Origin of the sequence: Streptomyces sp. H39-S7, assembly GCF_027158205.1 — a bacterium.
GTDB lineage: Bacteria > Actinomycetota > Actinomycetes > Streptomycetales > Streptomycetaceae > Actinacidiphila.
The window spans coordinates 1-21912 of record NZ_JAPVLU010000007.1; the positions used below are offsets into that span (position 1 = coordinate 1).

The following is a 21912-nucleotide window of genomic DNA, read 5'->3' on the forward strand; positions in this document are numbered from 1 at the left end:
CGCCCACGTTCCCGGCCGCGGCGCGCGCCTCGCGCCGGACGAAACCGAGATAGCTGCCGCCGGCGCCGAGCGTCAGGAAGAACATCCCCGCGAACATGGGGAAGCTGAGGGCGTCGAAGGTGGCGCTGATGACCAGGGCGACCACCGCGGAGGCGAAGAACGCCTGCCCCAGCTCGCGGTCGGAGTCGGTACGGGCGAGGCGGCGGATCGCGCCGCCGGTGTGGATCCCGGTGACGAACAGGGTCAGCAGCGCGACCAGCCCCAGGGCGCCCATCTCGGCCAGCGTCAGCATGTACTGGTTGTCGGTGAAGAAGTAGAGGTCGGGGGTGAACGTGCCGAAGCCGCGTCCGAACCAGGGGCGGTCCGAGAGGTACGGGACGATCGCGCTGTACTTCACGGTCCGGGCCTGGGTGCTGCTGTCGGAGTTGTTGAGGAACGTCGCGAACAGGGTGGTGATGGTGCCGATCAGCCCGGGGATGATCACCTTGAAGCAGGCGACCGAACCGATCAGCAGGCCGATCGCGGTCCAGCGGCGCTGCGGCTTCCAGCGCGGCATCATCACCAGGGCGATGAGCAGCGCGCCGATGATGGACGTCCGGGACACCGTCAGCGGCAGGGCGCCGCCCATGATGGCGACGGGTCCCCAGCGGCGGAACGCGCTGAGGTGCTTGCGCGCCGGATCGAACGCTTGCTGGATGGCGAACGGCACGAGGATGGCCAGCATCCCGCCGAACTCCAGGGGTTGGGCGGTGGTGGAGCGGGGCCGGGTGAACGAGCCGCGGTCCAGGGTGGTGATGTGGGCGACACTCGAGCTCAGCCCGGGGATCTGGATCTTGTCCGCGATGTTGGTCGCCGTGAAGAAGTCGTAGTAGCCGATCGCGGCCACCACCGTGCCCATCACGATGACGCGGCGCATCAGCACCTCCAGCCGTCCCCGGTCCTGGATCCCGGCCGAGGCCAGGACCACCAGGGACACCCACACCAGGAGCCCGATGAGCCCCCGGTCGGCGCCCAGCACCTCCTTGTGCGAACTGCTGCGGCTCGCGTTCGCGATGTAGGACAGCAGCACCGCGGCGGCCAGCACGCACATCGCCGCCCGCGGCAGGCGGGTCCCCGGCGCCGGGCGCATCCGGCCGGTGAGCCAGGCCGCGAGGTACCAGAACAGGCCCAGCAGGGCGAAGACGTTGGCCGGGGTGCCGACGCCGCCGAGGCCGGGCAGGGCCAGGTCCGAGGGGATGAGGAGCGCTAGCGCCATGTACCCGGTGAGGATCGCGGTGGCGTCCAGGCGGCGGCCCCACAGCCCCCGGGGCACCTTCTTCGCGGGCCAGGGGTCGATGTCCGACCCGGCGAGCCTGCGGCGGCGGGTCAGCACGGCGCTCTCGGTCACGAAGGAGAGGGCGAACCCGGTCGCGGTGCCCAGGATGACGACGCCCATGACCTGCTGGTACCGGCTCTTGAGCTGCGAGACCGGTACCTGCGGCAGGACGACGGGCGCGGCCTGGACGTAGTACGCGGGGGAGACCTTGGCCGCCTCCTGCAGGGCCCTGAGCTGTTCCCCGGCGAAGAGGGTGATGGTGGTGGTCTCGGCGAGTACCTTGTCCTGGTCGATCCCCGTCACGGTCAGGGTCAGCAGTGGTCCCGAGGTGTTCGCCGCGAAGGCGACCGTGTACGGGTCGGTGACTCCCCGGCTGCGCAGGTCCCGGGCCGCGTCGGTCGAGGCCAGGGTCCTGATCAGCACATCGGCCGTCACGACCAGCGAACCCCCGGCGTTCGAGATGGGATTGCCGAAGGTGGGCGCCAGTTTGGCGACCGCCCGGGAGTCCAGCAGCGCGACGGAGCTCTGCGACTGGTAGGCCACCGGCACCGTCCGGTACAGGTACATGCCCGCGAGGAGACTGAGCAGGGTGACCGGCACCATGAAGTACCAGCGCCTGCGCAGCACCGCGAAGATCTGACTCAGGCTCATGAGGGCACCCCAGGGGATCCGGTAGCGGCTTCCCCGCCGTCCTGCGAGTATCGGTCATGACGGAAGGAAGACCTGTGTCGCCTGGCGAGCTCGTGCGTGTGCTGCTCCGCCGCTGGTACGTCCTGGTACTGGCGGTTCTGCTGACCGCTGTCGGGGCCTATCAGGTGCTCCGGCCGGCCTCGTCGTACCTGAGCACCGCCGTCGTGGTGCTCAAGCCGCCGGTGACCGGGAACCAGCCCAACCAGCTCGCGAACCTGCAGCCGCCGCTCGCCGCGGTCTCGTACGCGATCATCCAGCAGCTGGAGTCGCCCACGGGCGAGGCCGAACTGGCGGCCGCGGGCGTGCGCGGGCAGTACAAGCTGATCCCGCGCAACAGCGGCACCAGCGCCACACCGCGGTATCTGATCCCCTCGCTCCAGGTCCAGGCGGAGCACCCGGAACTGATGGCGGCGGACGCGGCCGTGCGGCAGATCGTCGAGGTCTACGGCAAGCACCTGCAGGACATGCAGTCGGCGCAGAACATCCCGGCGGCGTCCCGGATGAGTGTGGACCTCCTGGTGCCGCCCAGCGCGGCGCCCCAGTCCGGCACCAAGAGCCGGGGACTGGCCGGCGTGGCCCTGCTGGGCACTGTCGGCGGGGTGCTGGCCGCCCTGTGGACCGACCAGTTCCTCAACCGCCGGCGGCAGCGGCGCGCCGCGGACTCCGGCCGGCCGCAACCGGCCGAGGACCGCGTCCGGGCGGTCGCGCTGCCGCACTGAGGCAGCCCGGGTCCACCGGTGTCGGCGTGCCATCAGATGCCCCGGCGCTTCCAGGACTGCCACCACAGCCACTCACGGCCGCGATCGGCCACCGCCGACAGCACCAGTGGTTGCAGATACGGCATCGTCCGCGCGCCGACGCGCTGCCGCAGGCGCAGCGCCCGGTACTCGGGCAGCTTCTCGTAGCCCGGCAGGCACTCGGCGGCGAACGCCACGAGTTCGTCGACGGGGACCACCGCGGTCCGCCCGCGGTCGTAGGCCCGGTAGGCGCGGCGCAGTGCGAAGCGGGCGAGCCGGGTGTGGACCGCGTCGGCCAACTGGTCGGCGCGCGGCAGCAGGTCGGCGCACTTGTCGAGCACCGCGTCGAACGCGACGCGGCGCTGGCGCAGGTCGTCGAGTTGTCCGCCGAAGTCCGTGGTGGACATGTTGTTGCCGTGGACCCGGTAGAAGGCCTGGTCGGCCCCCTGGATGTAGCCGACGTCGGCGTGCGCCGCCAGCCGCATCCACATCTCGATGTCGCCCGCGTGCGGCAGCGCCGGATCGTAGCCGCCCACCTTGCGCTGCAGGCTGGTCCTGACGACAACCTCGGGCGAGGTGATGCAGCCGGTCGCCTCCTGGAAGCGCCGCTCCAGCCACCACCGCCCGGGATAGACGACGGAGCCCGTGCTGTGGGTGCGAGCGGCGGGCAGTGGTCCGCCGTGCTGGAAGCGCAGCGGCCGGCCGTAGCAGAAGCCGGCCTCCGGATGGGCGTCCAGCAGCGCCGCGGCCCGTACCAGCGCCCCGGGCACCAGCCGGTCGTCCGCGGAGAGCAGGACGACGTAGTCGCCGTCGGCCCACTCCAGCAGGCCTTCGTTGTAGGTGGCGATGTGCCCCTGGTTCCGGGCGTGGACCCGGACCTCGATCCGCGGGTCGGCGGCCGCCAGCGCGTGCGCGGCCTGCGCGGAGTCGTCGGGGGAGGCGTCGTCGATGATGAGCACCCGGACGTCGAGGCCCTCCTGCTCGTCCAGCACGCTGCGCACGCAGTCGGCCAGGAAGTGGCCGTACTTGTAGCAGGGGATCACGACGCTGACGGTGCTCATGGTGAGGAAGCCAATCCCCGGTCGGCCTCGGGGGAGGCGGCCCGGACCCACCGGGCCGCCTCCCCCGACCCGGACCGGTGGGTACGGGTGGAAACGTGGTCGGGCGGACCGGTCCGGGGCGCTGCCCCGGACCGGCCGGAACCTACTTGGCGGGTACCACCTCCGTGGACTGGTCCGCCTGGGCCAGGGCCGGCGGCGTCGTGGTGAAGATCGGGCCGACCCAGTAGTTCACGGACCCGAAGGTGCCCGTCGGGAAGGCCGAGGTGGTCCCGTACGCGTAGAGCCCGTTGGACCCGCCGCTGCCGTCGGCCGGTGCGACCAGCGGGTAGGACTGGTGGGCGCCGGTGAAGTAGGCGCCGTCGACCGCGTAGTTGCCGTTCGGCGCGTGGTAGGAGGCCACGTAGTTGGTGCCCGCGGTGATGGGCACCGGGGTGGTGAAGAGCAGTTGCTGCCACCCGGACGTGGTCTCACTGCCGAACGTGCCGGTCGCGAGGAGCGTGCCGGTGGAGGACCACAGGCTGCCGGTGTGGGTGCCGGTGTTTCCCGGACCCTTGTAGAAGGTGACGCCGGTGATGTAGCCGTTCACCGCCGACTGGAACCGGGTGCCCAGCTCAAGGGAGTTGGCGTCCCCGGTCACGTTGACCGTGCTCGGCACCGTGCTGCTGTTCCACAGGGTGCAGGGGCAGTTCACCACCGGTGGCGTGGGACTGGTGGTGAAGTTCCACGTCCTGGGTGCCGTCATGGTGTTGCCCCACAGGTCGGAGGCCTGCACGGACGCCGTGTACGTGGTGTTCAGCGCCAGCTCGGTGGACGGGGTGAACGTCGCGCTGTTCACCGAGGTCAGCACCTTGCTGCCCGGCACGGTGGCGCCGTTCGAGTCCTGCAGCGTGAACACCAGCGTCTCGGCCTCGATGCCCTCGCTGAAGGTGGCCTTCACCGGTGAGGTGATCGGCACCCCGGTCGCCGCGGACTGCGGGGTGGTCACGGTGACCGTGGGCGGAACCGTGCTCGCGGTCGAGGTGTCCAGGACCGCGTCCACCCAGTAGTTGCTGCCCGTCGCGGCCGTGGACGGGAACGCGCTCGTCCCACCGTAGTGGTACACGCCGTTCCCGCCGTCGGTGCCGTTCTGCAGCGCCGTGAACGGCGCCAGCCCCGCGGAGTTCCCGGCGAAGGTGTTGTCGTAGGAGTACCCGCCGCCGGGTGCGAAGTACGACGCCACGTACGTGGTGTTCGCCTTCACCGGCACCGGTGAGGCGAAGTTCAGCTGCTGCCAGCCGGACGCCGTCTCGTTGGTGAAGGTCCCGGTGGCCAGCCGCTGGCCGCCGGCGCTCCACAGGCTGCCGGTGTGCGTGCCGACGTTGGCCGGGGACTTGTAGAACCGGACCGCGGTGATCGCACCGGGCACCGAGGAGCGGATCTTCACGCCGAGTTCCAGCGAACTGCCGTCACCGGCGTTGACGGTGCCGGGCACGGCCGCTGCCGGCCACACGGTGCACGGGCACTGTTGCGGCCCGACCGTCAGCGGAACCGTGGTGGTGGCGCCGATGTTGACGCTGTCGTCCACCGCGCGCACCTTGATCTGTGCCGCGCCGGGGGTGGTCGGCGTCCAGCTGTAGCTCCAGGACGTCAGGCCCGTCGTCGGGTTCCAGGTGCTCCCGCCGTCGGTGGAGACCTCCACCCGGGCCACCACGCCGCCACCCGTGTCGGCGGCGGTCCCGCTGATGGTGATCGGCTTCAGCGCGGGCACCGTGACGTTGGCGGCCGGGCTGGTCACGCTGATGGTCGGGCCGACGGTGTCGGTGGAGGCCGACGCCAGGACCAGGCCGCTCTGCAGGGTCTTGGGCTGCAGGCCCATGTCGGCCAGGATGTTCACCGTGGCCTGCTGCATCCGCTTGTCGGCGGTCACCACGGTGTCGTCCGGATTGCCGGTCGGGATGTTGGTCAGGCCCCACGACCACTGCACGGTTCCGGCGCCGAACACCAGGGCGTGCGAGGTCTGGTCGCGGAAGGCCACCAGGTTGTGGGTCGCGGTCCCGTTGCCGTACGTGTTGCCGTAGTCCAGACGGAACTTGCCGTCGTTGATGTCCACGGTCGTGGACGACATGTTGATCTGCCCCGCCGGCCGGGTGCTGGTCGACAGGTCACTGTCCCACTCGTAACCGAGGGTCCCGGTCGGGAAGGTGGCGGTCTGGGCGGGGGTCAGGTTCGCGACCGTCGTGTTGCGCCACAGCCGCTGCTTGCCGTAGGTGCCGGGCACGGTGATCGCGTCGCTGCGGTAGCCGTTCACGGAGAACAGCGAGCCGGTGAGGATGTTCTGCGGCTGGAAGGGCTGCCCGTTGGCGGTGCTGTTGGGGTCCATCCAGGTCCCGGTCCAGATGCCGCTGGGGTCGGGTATGCCGTCCGGCGCCGCCAGGAACCGCTTGGTCTCCTTGTAGCAGGTCAGCGTGCGGTTGGCGGTGTTGGACCCGTCGTTGCTCGGGGTGAACCGGGTCTTCCAGAAGACCTCGTTGCCGGCGAAGTACGTCTGGTGGACCCCGGCGTGCCGCGCGTTGAGCACGTTCGTGAACTGGTCCTGGGTCCAGTACTCGTCATGGCCCGACGACATGAACATCTTGTGGTTCAGCAGTTGCGAACCCCGGGTCGAGACGTCCAGCCCCGACATGTAGCTGACGTCGTAGCCGTTCTGCTCCAGCCACGAGATCATCTCGTATTCGGATCCGTAGATCCCGTTGTCGCCGCCGATGTCCAGCGGCCGGTTGTAGCTGACCTCGTACGCGCGCCCGTCGGGAGCGGGGCCGGTGCCTCCGTAGAGGTCCTGTCCGCCGTACCCGTTGTACGCCTGCCAGGTCTCGTCATCGGTCTGCACGACGATGTCGGAGTGGCTGGAGTCGTTGCGGACGATGAACGGGTAGGGCATCACGCCTTCGCCGTCGGCCTGGTCGAAGTTGGCGATGTACAGGCCGGAGACCGCGTCGCTCGGCAGCGTCCAGGTGGCGGTGACGGGCCAGTTGCCGCAGTCCACCAGACCGGTGGACGGCTTGGTGACGCACTTGCGCGGCTTTCCGTCCGCCACTCCGTCGACGACCGTGGTGTCGATCGGGGTGTTCGCCGTGCCGTCCTTGGTGAAGTTGGCGGGGTAGGTCACCGCCGCCTGGGCGGGGGTCGACAGCATGCGGGCGCCGTCGCCGCCGTAGTAGCCGAGCCGCAGGACCGAGACGTGGTAGGGCGTCGGCGACTGGACCTTGAACTGGACGGTGTCGCCGGCCTGGTAGCTCTGCTGGGGCGTGTACCCCTGGACGTTGCCGTACGCGTTGGGCGAGAACCAGTCGGACATCGGCGTGCCCGGCTTCGAGTTCTCGCACGCGACGGGGTTGCCGCCCGATCCGCAGGGATCGGCTGCGCTGGCGACCACGGCCAGCGGCAGGACGGCGGTGAGCAAGGCGGTGGCCAGGGTGAACAATCCACCCCGGAGCAATCTGCTCCTTCTGTGCATCTGTACCTCTCAGCGGCAGTGCAGTGACCCGGCTCGGTGAGTCGGGACGAGGCTAGAGCGGGCGAGACGGGAAACGGTGTCTGTTCACACTCGGTGACAGGCGACAGCGAAACGCGCGTACTACGAGCGTCAGCGCAGGGCGGCGGTGAGAGCGTCCACGACCCGTTGCTGCTGCTCGGAGGTGATCTGCGGGAAGAGCGGCAGCGACAGGATCCGGTCCGCCGCCTCCTCCGCGTTCGGGAAGGCACCGCGGCGGTGGCCGAGATGGCCGAAGGCCGGGGTCAGGTGAACCGCGGCCGGATAGTGCACCCCCGCCCCGATGCCTTCGGCGTTGAGCTTGCCCACGACGTCGTCGCGGTCCGCTCCGGCGACCCGCACCACGTACAGGTGCCACACGTGCACGTTGCCGTCGACCGCTGTCGGCAGCACCACGCGCCCGGCGGCCGCCAGGTCGCCGAGCAGCGCGTCGTACCGTGCCGCCGCGGCCCGCCGGGCCGCGTTCCCGTCAGCGAGCCGGGCCAGTTTCGCCCGCAGGACGACGGCCTGCAGCCCGTCCAGCCGGCTGTTGAATCCGGCCACGTCGTGCCGGTACTTGGCGACGCCGCCGTGGTTCGCCAGCGCGCGCACCAGGTCGGCGCGCTCCGGGTCATCGGTCAGCACCGCGCCCGCGTCGCCGTAGGCGCCGAGGTTCTTGCCCGGGTAGAAGCTGGTGGCGGCGATCCCGCCACTGCCCGGGGAGCGGCCGTCCCGCGTCGCGCCCTGGCTCTGCGCCGCGTCCTCGACGACCCGGACGTGCGCGGGCAGCGCCGCGGCCAGTTCGGTCACCGCGGCGCACTGCCCGTACAGATGGACCGGTACCACCGCGCGGGTGGCGGGTGCGACGGCGTCCAGCGCGGCCTGAGGGTCCATCAGGAAGCTCTCGGGCAGGCAGTCCACCAGCACCGGCTTCGCGCCGATCCGCTGGATCGCGCCGGCGGTGGCGATGAAGGTGTTCGCGGGCAGCACCACATCGTCACCGACGCCGACCCCGCTCGCGCGCAGGGCCAGTTCGAGGGCGTCGGTGCCGTTGGCGACACCGACGCAGTGGGCGACGCCGCCGAATTCGGCGTACTCGCGCTCGAACTCCCTGACCTCGTCACCGCCGATGAAGGCGGTGCCGGCCAGGACGCGCTCGAATCCACGGCGGACTTCGTCGGCGACTTCGGCATGTGCCGCTTTGAGATCGACAAGCGGTATCTGGTTCATGTGACTGGACTCCCCATCCGTGTCGCCGGCCCCCTGCCGGCGTCCTGACCCTCGGCACCCCCGGCACTCGCGGCGCGCAGTTCGGCGAGCGCCGGGGCCCCGGCCTCGCGCAACCGCCGCGCCGGGCTGCCGATCCACACCTCGCCCGGCGGTACGTCACCGAGCACCGTGCTCCCCATCCCGATCAGCGACCACGCGCCGACCGTCGTGGCCTCGCGGACCAGGGCCCCCGATCCCACATAGGCGCCCCGCTCCAGCCGCGTCCCCCCGCCGAGCCGGACCCCGGAGGCGATCGTCACGAAGTCGCCGACCACGTCGTCATGGGTCAGGACCACGTGCGGCATCACCGCCACGTGCGCGCCCACCAGCACGGCGGCCGTCAGGACGCTGTGCGCCAGAAGGACCGTGCCGGGCCCGAGGACCGAGGAGTCCGACACCGCCGCGGTGGGGTGCACCACCGTGGCGTAACGGTCCTCCGGCAGCTTCAGGCGGCGCACCAGCCGGGCCCGGGAGGCGTAGTCGCGCGGATTGCCGACACAGACCACCACCCGCGTGCCGGGCAGGTCGTGCACCAGTCCGCTGCCGCCCAGCACCCGCACGCCGTCCACGTCCCGGCCGTGCAGCGCGGGATTCTCGTCCAGGTGGCCGGTCAGCCGCCAGCGCGGGGCGCGGCCCCGGGCCACGTCGTCCGCGTTGGCGGCCCGTACGGCCTGCGCGGTCTCCCGGGCGAACCCGCCCGCGCCGATGATCACGAGGTCGGTGGCGGCGGGCCCGGATCTGGCGGGGTCCGGACCCGCTGCGCCGCTCATCCGCCGGCCTGCTCACGAAGGACCGCCACGACCCGGTCCTGCTGGGCCTCGGTCATGGTGTGGAACAGCGGCAGGATGAGCGAGTCACGGCTGATCCGCTCGGTGACCGGCAGCGGCGCCGACGGGTGCCCCTCGTAGGCGGGCTCCAGGTGCGACGCCATGATCCCGCGCCGGGCCGAGATCCCGGCCGCGGCGAGCGCGGCGAGCAGCGCGTCCCGGCCGACCGGGAAGTCCTCGGCCGGCAGCACCCAGTAGGACTGGAAGTTGCCCTGCCCGTGGGCGGGGTCGCGCACCGGTGACAGGCCGCGAACGTCCCGCAGCAGGGCATCGTAGCGGGCCGCCAGCGCACGCCGGCGGGCCACGATCTCGTCCAGTTTGCCGAGTTGCACCAGGCCGACCGCGGCCTGGATGTCGGTCATCCGGTAGTTGTAGCCGACCTCGAGATAGCTCTCCAGGATCGGTGTGCTGCTCGCGTGCCGCTGGGCGGCGGACGCGTTCATCCCGTGCTCGCGCAACCGGCGCAGCCGCTCGGCCCACTGCGCGTCGTCCGTGGTCAGCATGCCGCCCTCGCCGGTGGTGATCACCTTGCGGGGGTGGAATGACCAGGCGGCGAGCAGCGCGCCGTGGCCGACGGACTTGCCGCCCACGGTCGAGCCGATCGCGCAGGCCGCGTCCTCGACCAGGGCGACGTCCCAGTCGGCGCAGGCGGACCGCAGGGCGTGCACATCGGCCGGCACCCCGCCCTGGTGGACAGCGAGGACCGCCTTGGTGCGCGCGGTCCTGACCGCGTCCACGGTGGCCGCCGTCAGGTTGCCGGTGGCCTCCTCGACATCCGCGAAGACGGGTTCCGCTCCGACGTAGCGCACGGCGTTGGCCGTGGCGATGAACGACAGCGAGGGCACGACGACCTCGTCACCGGCGCCCAGGCCGAGTGCGACCAGCGCCAGGTGCAGGGCGGCGGTGCACGAGCTCACGGCGATGGCGTGCTCGGCGCCCACCCGCTCGGCGAAGGCGCGCTCGAACTCCGCGACCCGGGGGCCCTGGGCGACCCAGCCGGACAGGACCGCCGCGGCGGCCGCGTTCGCCTCCTCCTCGCCCAGCCACGGCATCATCACCGGGACCCGGGCGAGCTCCGGTTCCACCGGGGCGCTCATCGTGCGGCCTGCGTGCCGGAGGCGGCGGCCGCTGCCCTGGCGTCGGCGGCGCGCTCCGACTGCCACCAGTCCACCAGGTCGCGCAGCCCGGTGCGCAGGTCGATCTCCGCCGTGAAACCGAGTCGCTCCGCGGCCTGGGTGGTGTCCGCGAGGCGGCGGGTGACCCCGTTCACCGAGCGGGCGGGACCGTGTTCGGGCTCCAGATCGGCGCCCATCGCGTCGAGCAGGGCGAGCGCGAGGTCGCGCAGGCTCGTCTCGGTGCCGCTCGCGACGTTGAACACCTCGTCGGTGAGGTCCGACTCCGCGGCCAGCAGGTTGGCCCGGGCGATGTCCCGGACGTGGACGAAGTCCATGGTCTGCGTTCCGTCGCCGAGGATCAGCGGCGGCTCCCCGCCGACGATCCGCTCCATCCAGCGGATGAGCACCTCGGTGTACAGGCCGTGGATGTCCATCCGGGGCCCGTACACGTTGAAGTAGCGCAGCGCCACGTAGTCCAGCCCGTACATGGCGTGGAAGCTGCGCAGGACGCCTTCGTTGAAGGCCTTCGCCGCGCCGTAGAAGGTGTCGTTGTTGTACGCGTGGTGGCGTTCGGTCGTCGGGAAGGCCTCGGCCAGACCGTAGACCGAGGCCGATGAGGAGGCGATCACCTTGCCCACCCCCGCCGCGGCGGCCGACTCCAGCACGTTGAACGTGCCGTCGACCATGACCTCGTTGGCCAGCCGGGGCTCCTCCGCGCACTGGGTGATGCGGATCGCCGCCAGGTGGAAGACCAGGTCGGCGCCCTCGGTGACCTTGCGTACGGTCGCCACGTCGCGGATGTCGCCCTCGACGACCTCCACGACACCGCTCGGCAGGGCCTGGGCCAGGTTGGCCATCCGCCCGCGCACGAAGTTGTCGAGCACCACGATCTCGCGTGCCCCGTTGTCGACCAGCAGGTCGACCAGGTTGGAACCGATGGTGCCCGCCCCGCCGGTCACCAGAATCTTCTTGCCTCGTACGGTGCTCAACGCTCTTCCCCCACAGGATCGGTCTTCGTCTGGCGAAAAACAGTCCGTACGCTCACCGGCCGGCGCGCAGCCCGACGACCGCGCCGCGGAACTCCAGGCTCCGGGAGGCCGCCTCGAGGATGTCCAGCACCCGCAGGCCGGCCCGGCCGTCGGTCAGCGGCGCCCGGCGCTCGCGGATCGACGCGGCGAACTCGTCGACCATGCTGCGCAGCGCCTCCTTCTCCCCGATCGCGGGCGCCACCATGTCGCCGGTGCGGTAGGAGATCTGCATGTCCCGGCGCTGGTCGACGCCGATGTCCTGGGGGGTGGACAGCTCGACCCCTCGGTCGAAGACCGCCACGCGCTGCGCGGGGTTGAGGTCGTCCCAGATCAGGGTGCGCTTCGAGCCGCCGACCATGGTGGTCCGCACCTTGGTGGGGGAGAGCCAGTTGACGTGCACGTGCGCGATGGCGCCCGTGTTGAGCTGCAGCGTCAGATAGGCCACGCAGGCCTGGCCGGCGCCTATCGGGTCGGCCCCGTGCGCGGCGACCGCGACCGGCTCGACGTGGTCGGGGAGGATGAAGTCGAGGATCGACAGGTCATGGGGGGCGAGATCCCACATCACGTCGATGTCCTTCTGGACGAGACCGAGGTTGATGCGGACCGAGTCGACGTAGTGGATCTCGCCGAGTGCCCCGGAGCGCACCTGGTCCCGGATGTGACTCACCGCGGGCGTGTAGCAGTAGGTGTGGTCGCACATCAGGGTCAGACCGCGCTCCTCGGCCTCGGCCACCAGTCGCTGGCCGTCCGCGTACGTGGCGGCCAGCGGCTTCTCGACGAGGACGTGCTTGCCCGCGCGCAGCGCCGCCAGCGCGACGTCCAGGTGCGTTCCGGCGGGCGTGGCCACGGCGACGGCGTCCACGGACGGGTCGGCGAGGACCGCCGCGTAGTCCGCGGTCGCCTGGACGGTGGAGTACGTGCCGAGCACCCGGCGGGCCCGCTCCACGTCGAGGTCGCAGAGGTGGCGCAGCCGGAACCCCGGGCTGGACTGGAAGTTGCGGACGAGGTTGGGCCCCCAGTAGCCGGCGCCGACGACCGCGACCCCCAGCGGTTGGTCCGGTCCCGTACCCGGAGCGCCGGTGTCCTTCACAGCGCCCTTCACAGTGTCCGTCACAGTGTTCGTCGTCCCTTCGTGCACGTTGGCTGACGCATCGACAGTTCAGAGGCGTGGGAGGGGTGCGTGGGATCCGCGGGCATGTCGCCGCAGCCGTGCGGCGGCGGCCCGGCGCGGAGCGGGATGCTCCTGGCGCGGTCCGGTGCCCGGCGTACTGTCAGCCGACGGCGGGGCATACGCCCGCCCGGCACGGCGACCGCGGCGGCGAGGCCGTCCGCGACCAGCGGGATGTCCTGGTGTCTCCGAGCCGAACAGCGTCGGCGGATTCCCGGACTCCCGCGTTCCACATCCTGTGACTCATGCGTGACCTGCTCAACGGCCATGCTCCCCCCACCACGGTGCTCTACGTACTCCGCCCGACCGCCGGCGTCCCGCGTTCGTGCCGCCACCCGTGCGGGTGGCGGAAGAGCGGTGCGGACACCGGTGGTTGAACGTGAGTACGTGGGTCTTACACCTGACCGGACGATGACGGATCACCCGCTGCAACGTGCCCCCCGCAGCCGGAGTCCGTGCTGATCTGTTGTGACGGGTACCGCTGTGTCGTCCCCACGACGGAACCCTGACGCGCGTGCGGTGCGACGGGCCCGGTGAAGCACATCCGGGCCCGGTGGAGCCTCTGCTGCACCCAATCCACCCCAAGTTTCCCAGGATTGGCCACAGCATTGCCGGAACCTGTCCGTCCGGGGTCAATTTCCCCGCCCAAACCGGTCCGCCGACGCTCAATCTAGACCACCGGACGCAGCCGGGGGGACAGTTGGACGAAACACTCACCACCGGCCTCGTCCTTGCAGTCATACTGCGCGGGTGACGAGCATCGTGATCCCGGCCCACAACGAGGGCCGGGTCATCGGCCGGCTCCTCGACGCGCTCCTCGCGGAGTCCTGCACCGACGAGTTCGACATCGTGGTGGTGTGCAACGGCTGTACGGACGACACCGCGCAGGTCGCGGCGCACCGGGGCGCCGACGTCCGGGTGGTGGAGATCGCGCAACCCTCCAAGCACGAGGCGCTGCGGGTCGGCGACGAGCACGCGCGCGGCTTTCCCCGGCTGTACGTGGACGCCGATGTGGTGATCACGACCTCGGACGTCCGGGCGCTCATCCAGCCGCTGGACGACTCCTCGGCGATCCTCGCCACCGCTCCCGAGCGCGACCTGCCGCCGGACGGCTGTGCGTGGCGGGTGCGGGCCTACTACCAGGTGTGGCAGCGGCTGCCCGCCGTGCGTCAGGGCCTGTTCGGCAGGGGGGTCATCGCGGTCTCCGAGGCGGGGTACGCCCGGATCGCGGCGCTGCCCCCGCTGATGGCCGACGATCTCGCCGCCTCGCTCGCCTTCGCCCCGGACGAACGGCTCGTGGTCGACACGGCCCGGGTCGTCGTCCATCCACCGCGCACCTGGTCCGATCTGATCAAGCGGCGGATCCGGGCGGCGACCTCGTCCGCGCAACTGGAGCACTACCAGCGGCAGGAGCTGGGCGGGAGGCAGGAGGAGGTTTCGCCGTCGGCGCGGACCGGAAAGGCCGACCTGCTGGCGATCCTGCGGGCGGAGCCGAAGCTGGTCCCCGGCGTCGTGGTCTTCCTCTGGGCGGCCGTCGCGGCCCGGCGGGGATCACGGAGGGCCATCAAGTCCCAGGACTTCGGCACGTGGTTGCGGGACGAGAGCAGCCGGCAGGCCTGACCTGCCGTTAACGCCGGCTCAATACCCCGTTCTCCGGGAAGCACCTCCGGCCTCACATACAACCACTAAAGTGTCATTCGCACGTTCGAGTACAGGGACGGCCTCGGCTGGGCCGGTCGCTCCTCCGCCGATTCGGCCACCACGGCAACGGGAGCTCCTGAGCATGTACCTCGCGGACCGCGCCGCCCCCGCCGAGGGGACCACCGCGCCGGATCGTACGCGCGGACGCCGATTCCCGGGGGTCTCCTCGGTGGTGTTCGCGCTGGGCGCGGTCAGCCTGATCACCGACATCTCCTCGGAGATGGTCACCGCTGTGCTGCCGCTCTACCTCGTCGTCGGGCTCGGTCTCAGCCCGCTGGGTTTCGGCACGCTCGACGGGGTCTACAACGGCGTCAGCGCGCTGGTCCAGCTGACCGGCGGCCACCTCGCCGACCGGGTGCGGAACCACAAACTCATCGCCGGTCTCGGCTACGGACTGTCCGCGGTCTGCAAACCGCTGCTGCTCCTCGTCCACAGCCTGGGACCGCTGAGCGTGGTGCTCGCGCTGGAGCGCACCGGCAAGGGACTGCGCACCGCGCCGCGCGACGCGATGATCTCCCTCTCCACACCGGCCGAGTTCCAGGGCCGCGCCTTCGGCGTGCACCGGGCGATGGACACCACCGGTGCGGTGCTCGGACCCGTCGCCGCCTTCCTGATCCTGCGCGCGGCGACCGACGGTTACGACGCCGTCTTCGGCGTCAGCGCCTGCGTGGCCGTGCTCGGGGTGCTGGTGCTGGTGCTGTTCGTCCCGGGGAAGGCGCGCACGGGAACGGCCGTCCCCGGCTCTCCGGACGCGAAGGACGTAACGGACGGCGCGGGCGGCGCGGCGGCCGGGGATGACGCGGAGAAGCGGCCCGTCGACCTCCGCGAGGCGCTGCGGCTGCTGCGCCTGCCGCGGCTGCGCGGACTCGCCACCTGCGCCGTGCTGCTCGGACTCACCACCGTCAGCGACGCCTTCGTCTACCTGCTGCTGCAGCGCCGCACCGGCATCAGCGAGTACTGGTTCCCGCTGATGCCGCTCGGCACGGCCGCCGTGTTCCTGCTGCTGGCCGTGCCGGTCGGCACCCTGGCCGACCGGGTCGGGCGGCGCGTGGTCTTCCTCGTCGGGCACGCCCTGCTGCTCCTCGCGTACATGCTGCTGCTCTGGGCCCCCGACCTGCCGGCCCTGCCCTACCTCGTGCTCGCACTGCACGGCATGTTCTACGCCGCGACCGACGGTGTGCTGCCGGCCGCGGTCTCCGCCATCGTCCCCGAGCAACTGCGGGCCAGTGGCCTCGCGTTGGTCGGCACCGGTCAGGCGCTGGCCCGGTTCTGCTGCTCGATCGCCTTCGGCGCGGCCTGGACCGTCTGGGGCGACGCCCCGGCACTGGCCGGATCCGCGGTCGGCCTGCTCTGCTGTGCGCTGGTCGCGGGCGTCGTGCTGCGGCCGTCCGGGGGCCGGTCATGATCCCGCGCCGCGCCCCGACGCCGTCCGCGCCCGCCGCTCCGCCACCGCGCCCGACCCGACACCCGCAAGGATCCCGATGACGCCGAAGCGCCGCCTGCTCATACTCGCCACGGCGGTGCTGCTCCTCGCGGGCCTGGGAATCGGGCTCGTGCTGCACGCCGCCGCCAGGGCGGACAGGAAGAACCAGCCACAGGCGGGCGGCCCGTCGGTGAGCGCGGGAAAGGTGGCGCTGACGCAGTCGGGCAAGCTCGCGTTCCTCAACGGCGCGCGGGGCCCGCACCTCACCGATCTCGCCACGGTGCCGGCCACCCACCCCGCGGCGGGCCGGACCGCCTCCGGCGTCAAGTGCCAGCGCTTCTACGCCGCGGCGGGCACCGGCGTCTGCCTCCAGTCCACCCCCGGCGCGCTCGCGCAGAACAACCGGGCCCTGATCCTGGACGCGAACCTGAAGACCGAGCGCAGCTTTCCGCTGGCCGGCACCCCCAGCCGCGCGCGGGTCTCACCCAGCGGCCATCTCGCCGCCTGGACGGTCTTCGTCGGCGGAGAGTCCTACGGCTCCGCGTTCTTCTCCACCCGCACCGCGATCCTGGACACCCGCACCTGGCAGCTCACCACCAACCTGGAGGAGTTCGGCATCCTTCTGGAGGGCCGGAAGTATCACGCCGTGGACGTGAACTTCTGGGGAGTCACCTTCGCGGTGGACGACGACACGTTCTACGCCACGCTGGGAACCGGCGGCAAAACGTACCTCGTCAAGGGGTCCGTCTCCCGCCGCTCGGTCGCCACCGTGACGCAGAACGTCGAATGCCCCTCGCTCTCCCCGGACGGCACCCGCATCGCCTTCAAGAAGCGCGCGCTGCGCGGCGCCGCGCTCTGGCGCGAGTACGTCCTCGACCTGCGGACGCTGCGCGAGACACCGCTCGCCGAGCACCACAGCGTCGACGACCAGGCCACCTGGCTCGACGACCGGACCGTCGCCTACGCCCTGCCCACGGAGGGCGCGGTCGGGACCACCGACCTGTGGAGCGTCCCCGCCGACGGCACCGGCACGCCCCGCCTGCTGATCCCCGGCGCGTCCTCCCCGGCACCGCTGTAGCCACGGCGGACGACGGTTGTTCCGGGGGACGGCCGGCGCGCCCGGTCGGGTGAACCGGTGGGACGCGCCGCCCGGCCTGGGCACCGCACACCGCGACCGGTGCTCCGATGGCGGGGGAGCCGGTCCACGAGGACCCATGGGGGCTCACGAGGGAAGGACCGCGGGGTGTGCCACTACTGCGGCTGCCGTGAGATCCCGCTGATCAGGGACTTCATCGCGGAGCACGAGTCGGTGACCGACCACGCGGGCTCCGTGGTGCGCGCGCTGGACGCCGGTGAACTCTCCGACGCCCGCGCACACCTCGACCGGATGGGCGCCGAGCTGCGTGATCACTGGCGCGGCGAGGAGGACGGCCTGTTCGCGGTGATGGGCCAGGACGAGGAGTACCGCGACTACATCGACGCCCTCAAGGCCGAACACCGGGAACTGGGCGCTCTGCTCGCCGCCGGTGATCTCACCGACCTCCGCTACCAGACGCTCATCCGCGCGGCCGTCCGCGAACTCACCCTGCACATCAGCAAGGAGGAGGAAGGCCTCTTTCCGGCCGCCCTCACCGCGCTCACCGGCGAGCAGTGGAACTTCGCGATGGCGGCCTGGCGCGCGGTGCACACCTGACCGAGGTGCGCGCACCCCTTTTCGCCGCCCTCGCCACCGGCACGCCGGGAACGTGACCCGCCCGGTGCCCGCTCATCTGGTGACGCACGACGCGCGGGGGTGCGTGGAGGAACCTATGGTGAGATAAGGAACGAATTGCGGACCATGCGCAGACGCTTCTCTGGAGGCGGTGACCATGCATCGCGCTCAGCGACTGAGTGCGTCGTCCTGCTTCGGCCTGGTGCTCGCCGTCGTCGTGGCCGTCGGGTGTTCGTCGCCCACGGTCACCACCTCTCCCGCCTCCGGGCGGCCGTCCGACCCCAGCTCATCCGTCCCGGGACCGGCCTCCACCACCTCACCGGCCGACGCGCAGCGGCAGGACGCGCAGGTCGGCGACACCCTGGATCTCACGGGCACCGGTGAGGGGGAACGCATGGCGGTCACGGTCACCCGGGTCGTGGATCCGGCGGCCGCCGGCGTCTTCGGCCCGGATGCGGGAAAGCGTTTCGTGGCCGTGCAGTTCCGGCTGCGCAACACCGGAACGGCCGTGTACGCCGATGCGCCGTCCAACGGAGCTCAGGTGGTCGACACTCTGGGCCAGGCCTTCAACGCCACTGTCCTCGAAACGGCCGCGGGGCCCAGCTTTCCCGGCAGCGTCCGGCTCACCCCTGGCAGCACCGCGCTGGGCTTCATCACGTTCGAGGTCCCGAAGGGGTCCGCGATCGCCAAAGTGCAGTTCACCCTGAATTCCGGCCTCGCCGCCAACACGGGCCAGTGGACCGTGCAGCGCGTGGAGAAGGGCGCACCGGCCACCGGCACGGCCCCGGCGCCCCAGCCGACCGCCTCGACCGCGCCCACCTCCGCCGCCGAGGGGACAAGCCCCCGCCAGGTCGTCGAGAACTACTACGCCGCCATCAACGCGCACGACTACGCGACGGCCTGGGCCCTGGGCGGAAAGAACCTCGACAGCTCCCTGCAGAGCTTCACGGCCGGTTTCGCCGGTACCGCCAACGATGCCGTGACGGTGACCGGGGTCGAGGGCGACACCGTGAGCGTCGTTCTCGACGCCACGCAGCAGGACGGCAGCCACCGCGTCTTCTCCGGGACCTACACGGTGCGCGACGGGACGATCGTCAGCGCGAACATCCACTGAGCCCGCCGGGCCGGCGGGGTCAGGAGCCGACCGGGTTGACGAAAGTGCCTGGGTGGGTGGCGGCGTCCTGGCGGACTATGGAGCCGCCCCAGGGCCATTTCAGGGCGAACTGGGTCTCCTCGTCGGGCGGGGTGATGCGGACGAGGGCGGGTTCGAAGGCTTCGGCGGCGGGGGCCGCGGTGGGGAGGAGGGTGATGGAGAAGCTCGCGGTGTTCGAGGGCTTGAGCAGGATCTTGGTGGGCGACACCGAGGAGCGGGTCAGGGACCAGGTGCCGTCGGTCCCGCGGTCGCCGACTATGTCGACGCCGGGGAAGCCGATCAGCGAGCAGGTGTGGCGGCTGATGTTGGTGAAGTACACGGAGGCACGGGTCTGACGGGTCGAGCTCATGTCCGGCGCCGCGCCGCCGGCGGCGTCGAAGCCCGCTTTGAGGTCGGCGGTGTGGCAGCGGGCGATCGACGTGAGATCGAGGACGGTGGAGGCGCTGGCCGTGGACGTGTCGGCGGTGGACGTGTCGGTGTCCGGCGGGGCGCCGGCGCCCGTCGGCGCGGTGCTGGGTGTCTCGTCGGTGCCGGTCGGGGTGCCGCCGCCGGCGGAGGGGGTGGCTCGCGGGGTGGCCGTGCTGGGGGCCGGGGCGCTCGGGGCGTGGTTGGGGACTCCGCTGGAGCGCGCGCCCTCCACCGAGGTCGCGCACGCCACGGTGCCGGTGCTCAGGGCAGCCATGGCGAGGACCGCGGCCCCGTGGCGGGGCAGACGGTTCAGCAGTGCGGTCATGGGTACCCAGCTCTCTGCGTGCGGCGGCGCGGCGATCTCTGTGGGTGATCACGCGCGGAGCACGGGGCGCGGTTCCAGCGGACCGTCACCTGCCGCCTGTCCGGTCACCCCGCGGGGTCCACCGTGGCCGTCCGCGACGCGAGGCGCCGCTCGTCGGGCCAGTGCACCGCGCGGGCCCAGGAGAGCTTCTCGAAGATCCGGATGAGGCGGGCGCTGGAGTCCAGTTGGCCGCGCAGGACGCCGTGCCGGGCCGAGGTGGGGTCGGCGTGGTGGAGGTTGTGCCAGGACTCGCCGCCGGAGAGCACGGCCAGCCACCAGACGTTGCCCGAACGGTCCCGGGACTTGAAGGGGCGGGCTCCGGCCACGTGGCAGATCGAGTTGACGGACCAGGTGACGTGGTGGAGCAGCCCGATCCGTACCAGGCCGGCCCAGAAGAACGCCGACCACGCGGCTCCGCCGTCCCAGGCGCCGGCCCCCCACAGGCCGCCCGCCACGGCCGGCAGGCCGAACGAGGCCAGCACGATCAGCGGCTGCCAGCGGGCCAGCCGGACCAGGTCCCGGTCGGCGAGCAGGTCGGGGACGTACCGCGCCTGGTTCGTCTTCTCGTTTTTGAACGTCCACCCGACGTGCGCCCACGCCATCCCCTTGAGCAGGGCGCGCACGGACGTGCCGAACCGCCAGGGGGAGTGCGGGTCGCCGGGCAGGTCCGCGAACTGGTGGTGGCGGCGGTGGTCCGCGCACCAGGTGATGACGTCACCCTCGACCGCCATCATGCCCGCGACAGCGAGGGCGATCTTCAGCGGCCGGGCCGCGCGGAACGCCTTGTGGGTGAAGAGCCGGTGGTAGCCGACGGTGACGCCGTGCATGACGACGGCGTACATCACCGCGCCGATCACCACTTCGTGCCAGCCGATGCCCCATCCCCACAGGACGACGACCGAGGCGATCACGGCGACGAAGGGGATGCCGGCGAAGACCCCCACGACCACCCGGTCGGAGGTGCCCATCCGCTCTCCCCACGGCGGTTCGGAAGCTGTGCCGGCGGGGGTGCCGGCGCCGGGGTCGGAATCTGCCTCGGTGCCTGGGTTCGTCCGTGTCATCGGGACCCTCCTTGACGCTGCGCTTCGGGCGCTGTGCGGTCGGGTGGGCGGCACCTTACTGACGAGTAAGCAGCGGTGCTACGCGGTGGCGGCGCAACCGGAAGGAACCGCTCATCACCCGATTGACAACGCGGAAGATGTCAGCGCAACTGCTGGACGCGCAGAGCCAGTTCCATCTCGAAGCGGGCGTCGGGGTCCTGGAGCCGGTCGCCGAACAGCTCGTCGAGCTGGCGCAGCCGGTAGCGGACGGTCTGCGGGTGGATGCCGAGCCGGCCGGCCACCTCGTTGGCGTTGCGGCTGCACTGCAGCCAGCACAGCAGGGTGTCGGCGAGGCGCACCCGGTACGGCGGGCGCATCCGTTCCAGCGGGCCCAGATGGCGTTCCGCGAGGGCGTCCACCAGGGCCTCGTCCTGGAAGAGCAGCATGGTGGCGAGGTTCTCGGAACAGCGCACCACCTCGCCGCCCGGCAGGACGTCGCGGCGTGCGAGGTTCAGCGCGTCCATCGCCCAGCGCAGCGACCGCGCTCCGTCGGTCAGTTGGACGGTCGGGCCGAGGGCGGCGCGGTGGCCCTGGAGCGCCGAGTCGACGGCGCGGGTGCGTCCGGGACCGCCGGGGTCGGGGACGACGATGCAGCCGGGCCGCTGGTCGAAGCGGGCCAGGAAGTCGGGCGGCAGGATCGGGTAGAGGGTGTCCCGTTCCCAGTGGTGGTCCACGACGACCACGGCGAGCGAGGTGGGGACCGGCCAGTGGGCGGCGTGGGCGAGGTCACGGATGGCCTCCTCGGTGGGGGGCTGCTCGGCGATCAGCATGTCGAACAGCCGCAACCGGCGGCGTTGCAACTCGCCCGCCAGGTGCAACTGGGCCTCGGCGTAGCCGGCGGAGGTGGCCGTGGCGATCTCGTCGATGTGGACCAGCGCGGCCTCGCCGAGCAGGCCGAGGACTTCACGCGGCAGGACGTCGGCGTCGGCGAGGCTGACGATGCGGCGCCAGGCGATCCGGGCGGCGATGCGGAGCGCGCCCTGGAAGGAGTCGAGGCTGCGGCCCTCCCGGGCCTCGCCGCGGCCGATGCCGCGGTAGATGCCGATGACCTCCTGCGCGCTGATCCCCGGCGTGGACAGGCGGTCCAGCAGGAGGTTCAGGCCCAGTTCCACGCCGGTGTGGATGGTCTTCGTGTAGGTGTCGTTCGTGGGGCGGTCGTACTCGGGGATCTCGGCCTGGATGGTCGCTACCACCTCCTTCCGGATGGCGTCGAGGAAGGGCCGCAGGTGATCGGCGAGTTGTGGGGGGATCTGGCTGAACGGCTCATCGGCCAGTTCGAGTGTCTGTCGCACCGTGGCGGAGTTCCTTCCGCTTATTGGTTCGAATTCTTGCGA

Annotated in this window: 17 protein-coding genes; 6 read left to right on the forward strand and 11 right to left on the reverse strand. The window is 71.5% G+C overall.

Annotation, left to right across the window (positions count from 1 at the left end; genetic code table 11):
• The coding region (locus O3X23_RS08410; protein WP_269270575.1) for an O-antigen ligase family protein at positions 1-1966 on the reverse strand (1966 nt) is incomplete at its 3' end.
• A gap of 74 nt (positions 1967-2040) precedes the next feature.
• Here O3X23_RS08410 and O3X23_RS08415 point away from each other — a divergent pair.
• Positions 2041-2724, forward strand: coding sequence for a hypothetical protein (locus O3X23_RS08415; RefSeq protein WP_269270576.1), 684 nt, complete (start codon positions 2041-2043; stop codon positions 2722-2724).
• 32 nt (positions 2725-2756) lie between these two features.
• Here the strand turns inward: O3X23_RS08415 and O3X23_RS08420 are convergent, their stop codons facing one another.
• The 7 genes from O3X23_RS08420 to O3X23_RS08450 form a co-directional block, all read right to left on the reverse strand.
• Complete coding sequence (locus tag O3X23_RS08420) at positions 2757-3803, reverse strand: glycosyltransferase family 2 protein (RefSeq protein ID WP_269270577.1); 1047 nt, start codon at positions 3801-3803, stop codon at positions 2757-2759.
• A 142-nt stretch (positions 3804-3945) separates the two neighbouring features.
• The gene (locus O3X23_RS08425; protein WP_269270578.1) at positions 3946-7278 is read right to left on the reverse strand and encodes a DUF4082 domain-containing protein; all 3333 of its coding nucleotides are present in this window, start codon (positions 7276-7278) and stop codon (positions 3946-3948) included.
• 147 nt (positions 7279-7425) lie between these two features.
• Positions 7426-8541, reverse strand: a complete 1116-nt coding sequence (locus O3X23_RS08430) for a DegT/DnrJ/EryC1/StrS family aminotransferase (protein ID WP_269270579.1) — start codon at positions 8539-8541, stop codon at positions 7426-7428.
• Positions 8538-9350, reverse strand: coding sequence for an acetyltransferase (locus O3X23_RS08435; RefSeq protein WP_269270580.1), 813 nt, complete (start codon positions 9348-9350; stop codon positions 8538-8540). Before O3X23_RS08435 ends, O3X23_RS08430 begins: the two co-directional genes overlap by 4 nt.
• On the reverse strand, positions 9347-10504 hold the full coding sequence (locus O3X23_RS08440) for a DegT/DnrJ/EryC1/StrS family aminotransferase (protein WP_269270581.1): 1158 nt from the start codon (positions 10502-10504) through the stop codon (positions 9347-9349). Before O3X23_RS08440 ends, O3X23_RS08435 begins: the two co-directional genes overlap by 4 nt.
• Positions 10501-11511: an NAD-dependent epimerase/dehydratase family protein gene (locus O3X23_RS08445; RefSeq protein WP_269270582.1), complete on the reverse strand. Its 1011-nt coding sequence runs from the start codon at positions 11509-11511 to the stop codon at positions 10501-10503. Before O3X23_RS08445 ends, O3X23_RS08440 begins: the two co-directional genes overlap by 4 nt.
• 52 nt (positions 11512-11563) lie before the next feature.
• Positions 11564-12664 carry a Gfo/Idh/MocA family protein gene (locus O3X23_RS08450; RefSeq protein WP_269270583.1) on the reverse strand — a complete coding sequence of 367 codons (1101 nt, stop codon included), beginning with the start codon at positions 12662-12664 and terminating at the stop codon, positions 11564-11566.
• A gap of 804 nt (positions 12665-13468) precedes the next feature.
• Here O3X23_RS08450 and O3X23_RS08455 point away from each other — a divergent pair.
• The 5 genes from O3X23_RS08455 (at position 13469) to O3X23_RS08475 (ending at position 18667) form a co-directional block, all read left to right on the forward strand.
• Positions 13469-14338 carry a glycosyltransferase gene (locus O3X23_RS08455; RefSeq protein WP_269270584.1) on the forward strand — a complete coding sequence of 290 codons (870 nt, stop codon included), beginning with the start codon at positions 13469-13471 and terminating at the stop codon, positions 14336-14338.
• 163 nt (positions 14339-14501) lie between these two features.
• Positions 14502-15824: an MFS transporter gene (locus O3X23_RS08460; protein WP_269270585.1), complete on the forward strand. Its 1323-nt coding sequence runs from the start codon at positions 14502-14504 to the stop codon at positions 15822-15824.
• Between the two features lie 76 nt (positions 15825-15900).
• Positions 15901-16920: a TolB family protein gene (locus tag O3X23_RS08465; protein WP_269270586.1), complete on the forward strand. Its 1020-nt coding sequence runs from the start codon at positions 15901-15903 to the stop codon at positions 16918-16920.
• A 165-nt stretch (positions 16921-17085) separates the two neighbouring features.
• The gene (locus tag O3X23_RS08470; RefSeq protein WP_269270587.1) at positions 17086-17535 is read left to right on the forward strand and encodes a hemerythrin domain-containing protein; all 450 of its coding nucleotides are present in this window, start codon (positions 17086-17088) and stop codon (positions 17533-17535) included.
• 175 nt (positions 17536-17710) lie between these two features.
• Positions 17711-18667 carry a DUF4352 domain-containing protein gene (locus O3X23_RS08475; protein ID WP_269270588.1) on the forward strand — a complete coding sequence of 319 codons (957 nt, stop codon included), beginning with the start codon at positions 17711-17713 and terminating at the stop codon, positions 18665-18667.
• 19 nt (positions 18668-18686) lie between these two features.
• Here O3X23_RS08475 and O3X23_RS08480 read toward each other — a convergent pair whose 3' ends face one another.
• The 3 genes from O3X23_RS08480 to O3X23_RS08490 all read right to left on the reverse strand — a co-directional run bounded on the left by O3X23_RS08480 (position 18687) and on the right by O3X23_RS08490 (position 21870).
• Entirely contained in the window at positions 18687-19439 is a 753-nt protein-coding gene (locus O3X23_RS08480) for a DUF4232 domain-containing protein (RefSeq protein WP_269270589.1), read from the reverse strand.
• Between the two features lie 104 nt (positions 19440-19543).
• A complete protein-coding gene (locus tag O3X23_RS08485; protein ID WP_269270590.1) occupies positions 19544-20539 on the reverse strand; it encodes an acyl-CoA desaturase in 996 nt (331 codons plus the stop codon).
• A gap of 140 nt (positions 20540-20679) precedes the next feature.
• The gene (locus O3X23_RS08490) at positions 20680-21870 is read right to left on the reverse strand and encodes a PucR family transcriptional regulator (protein ID WP_269270591.1); all 1191 of its coding nucleotides are present in this window, start codon (positions 21868-21870) and stop codon (positions 20680-20682) included.
• Between the last annotated feature and the right edge of the window lie 42 nt (positions 21871-21912).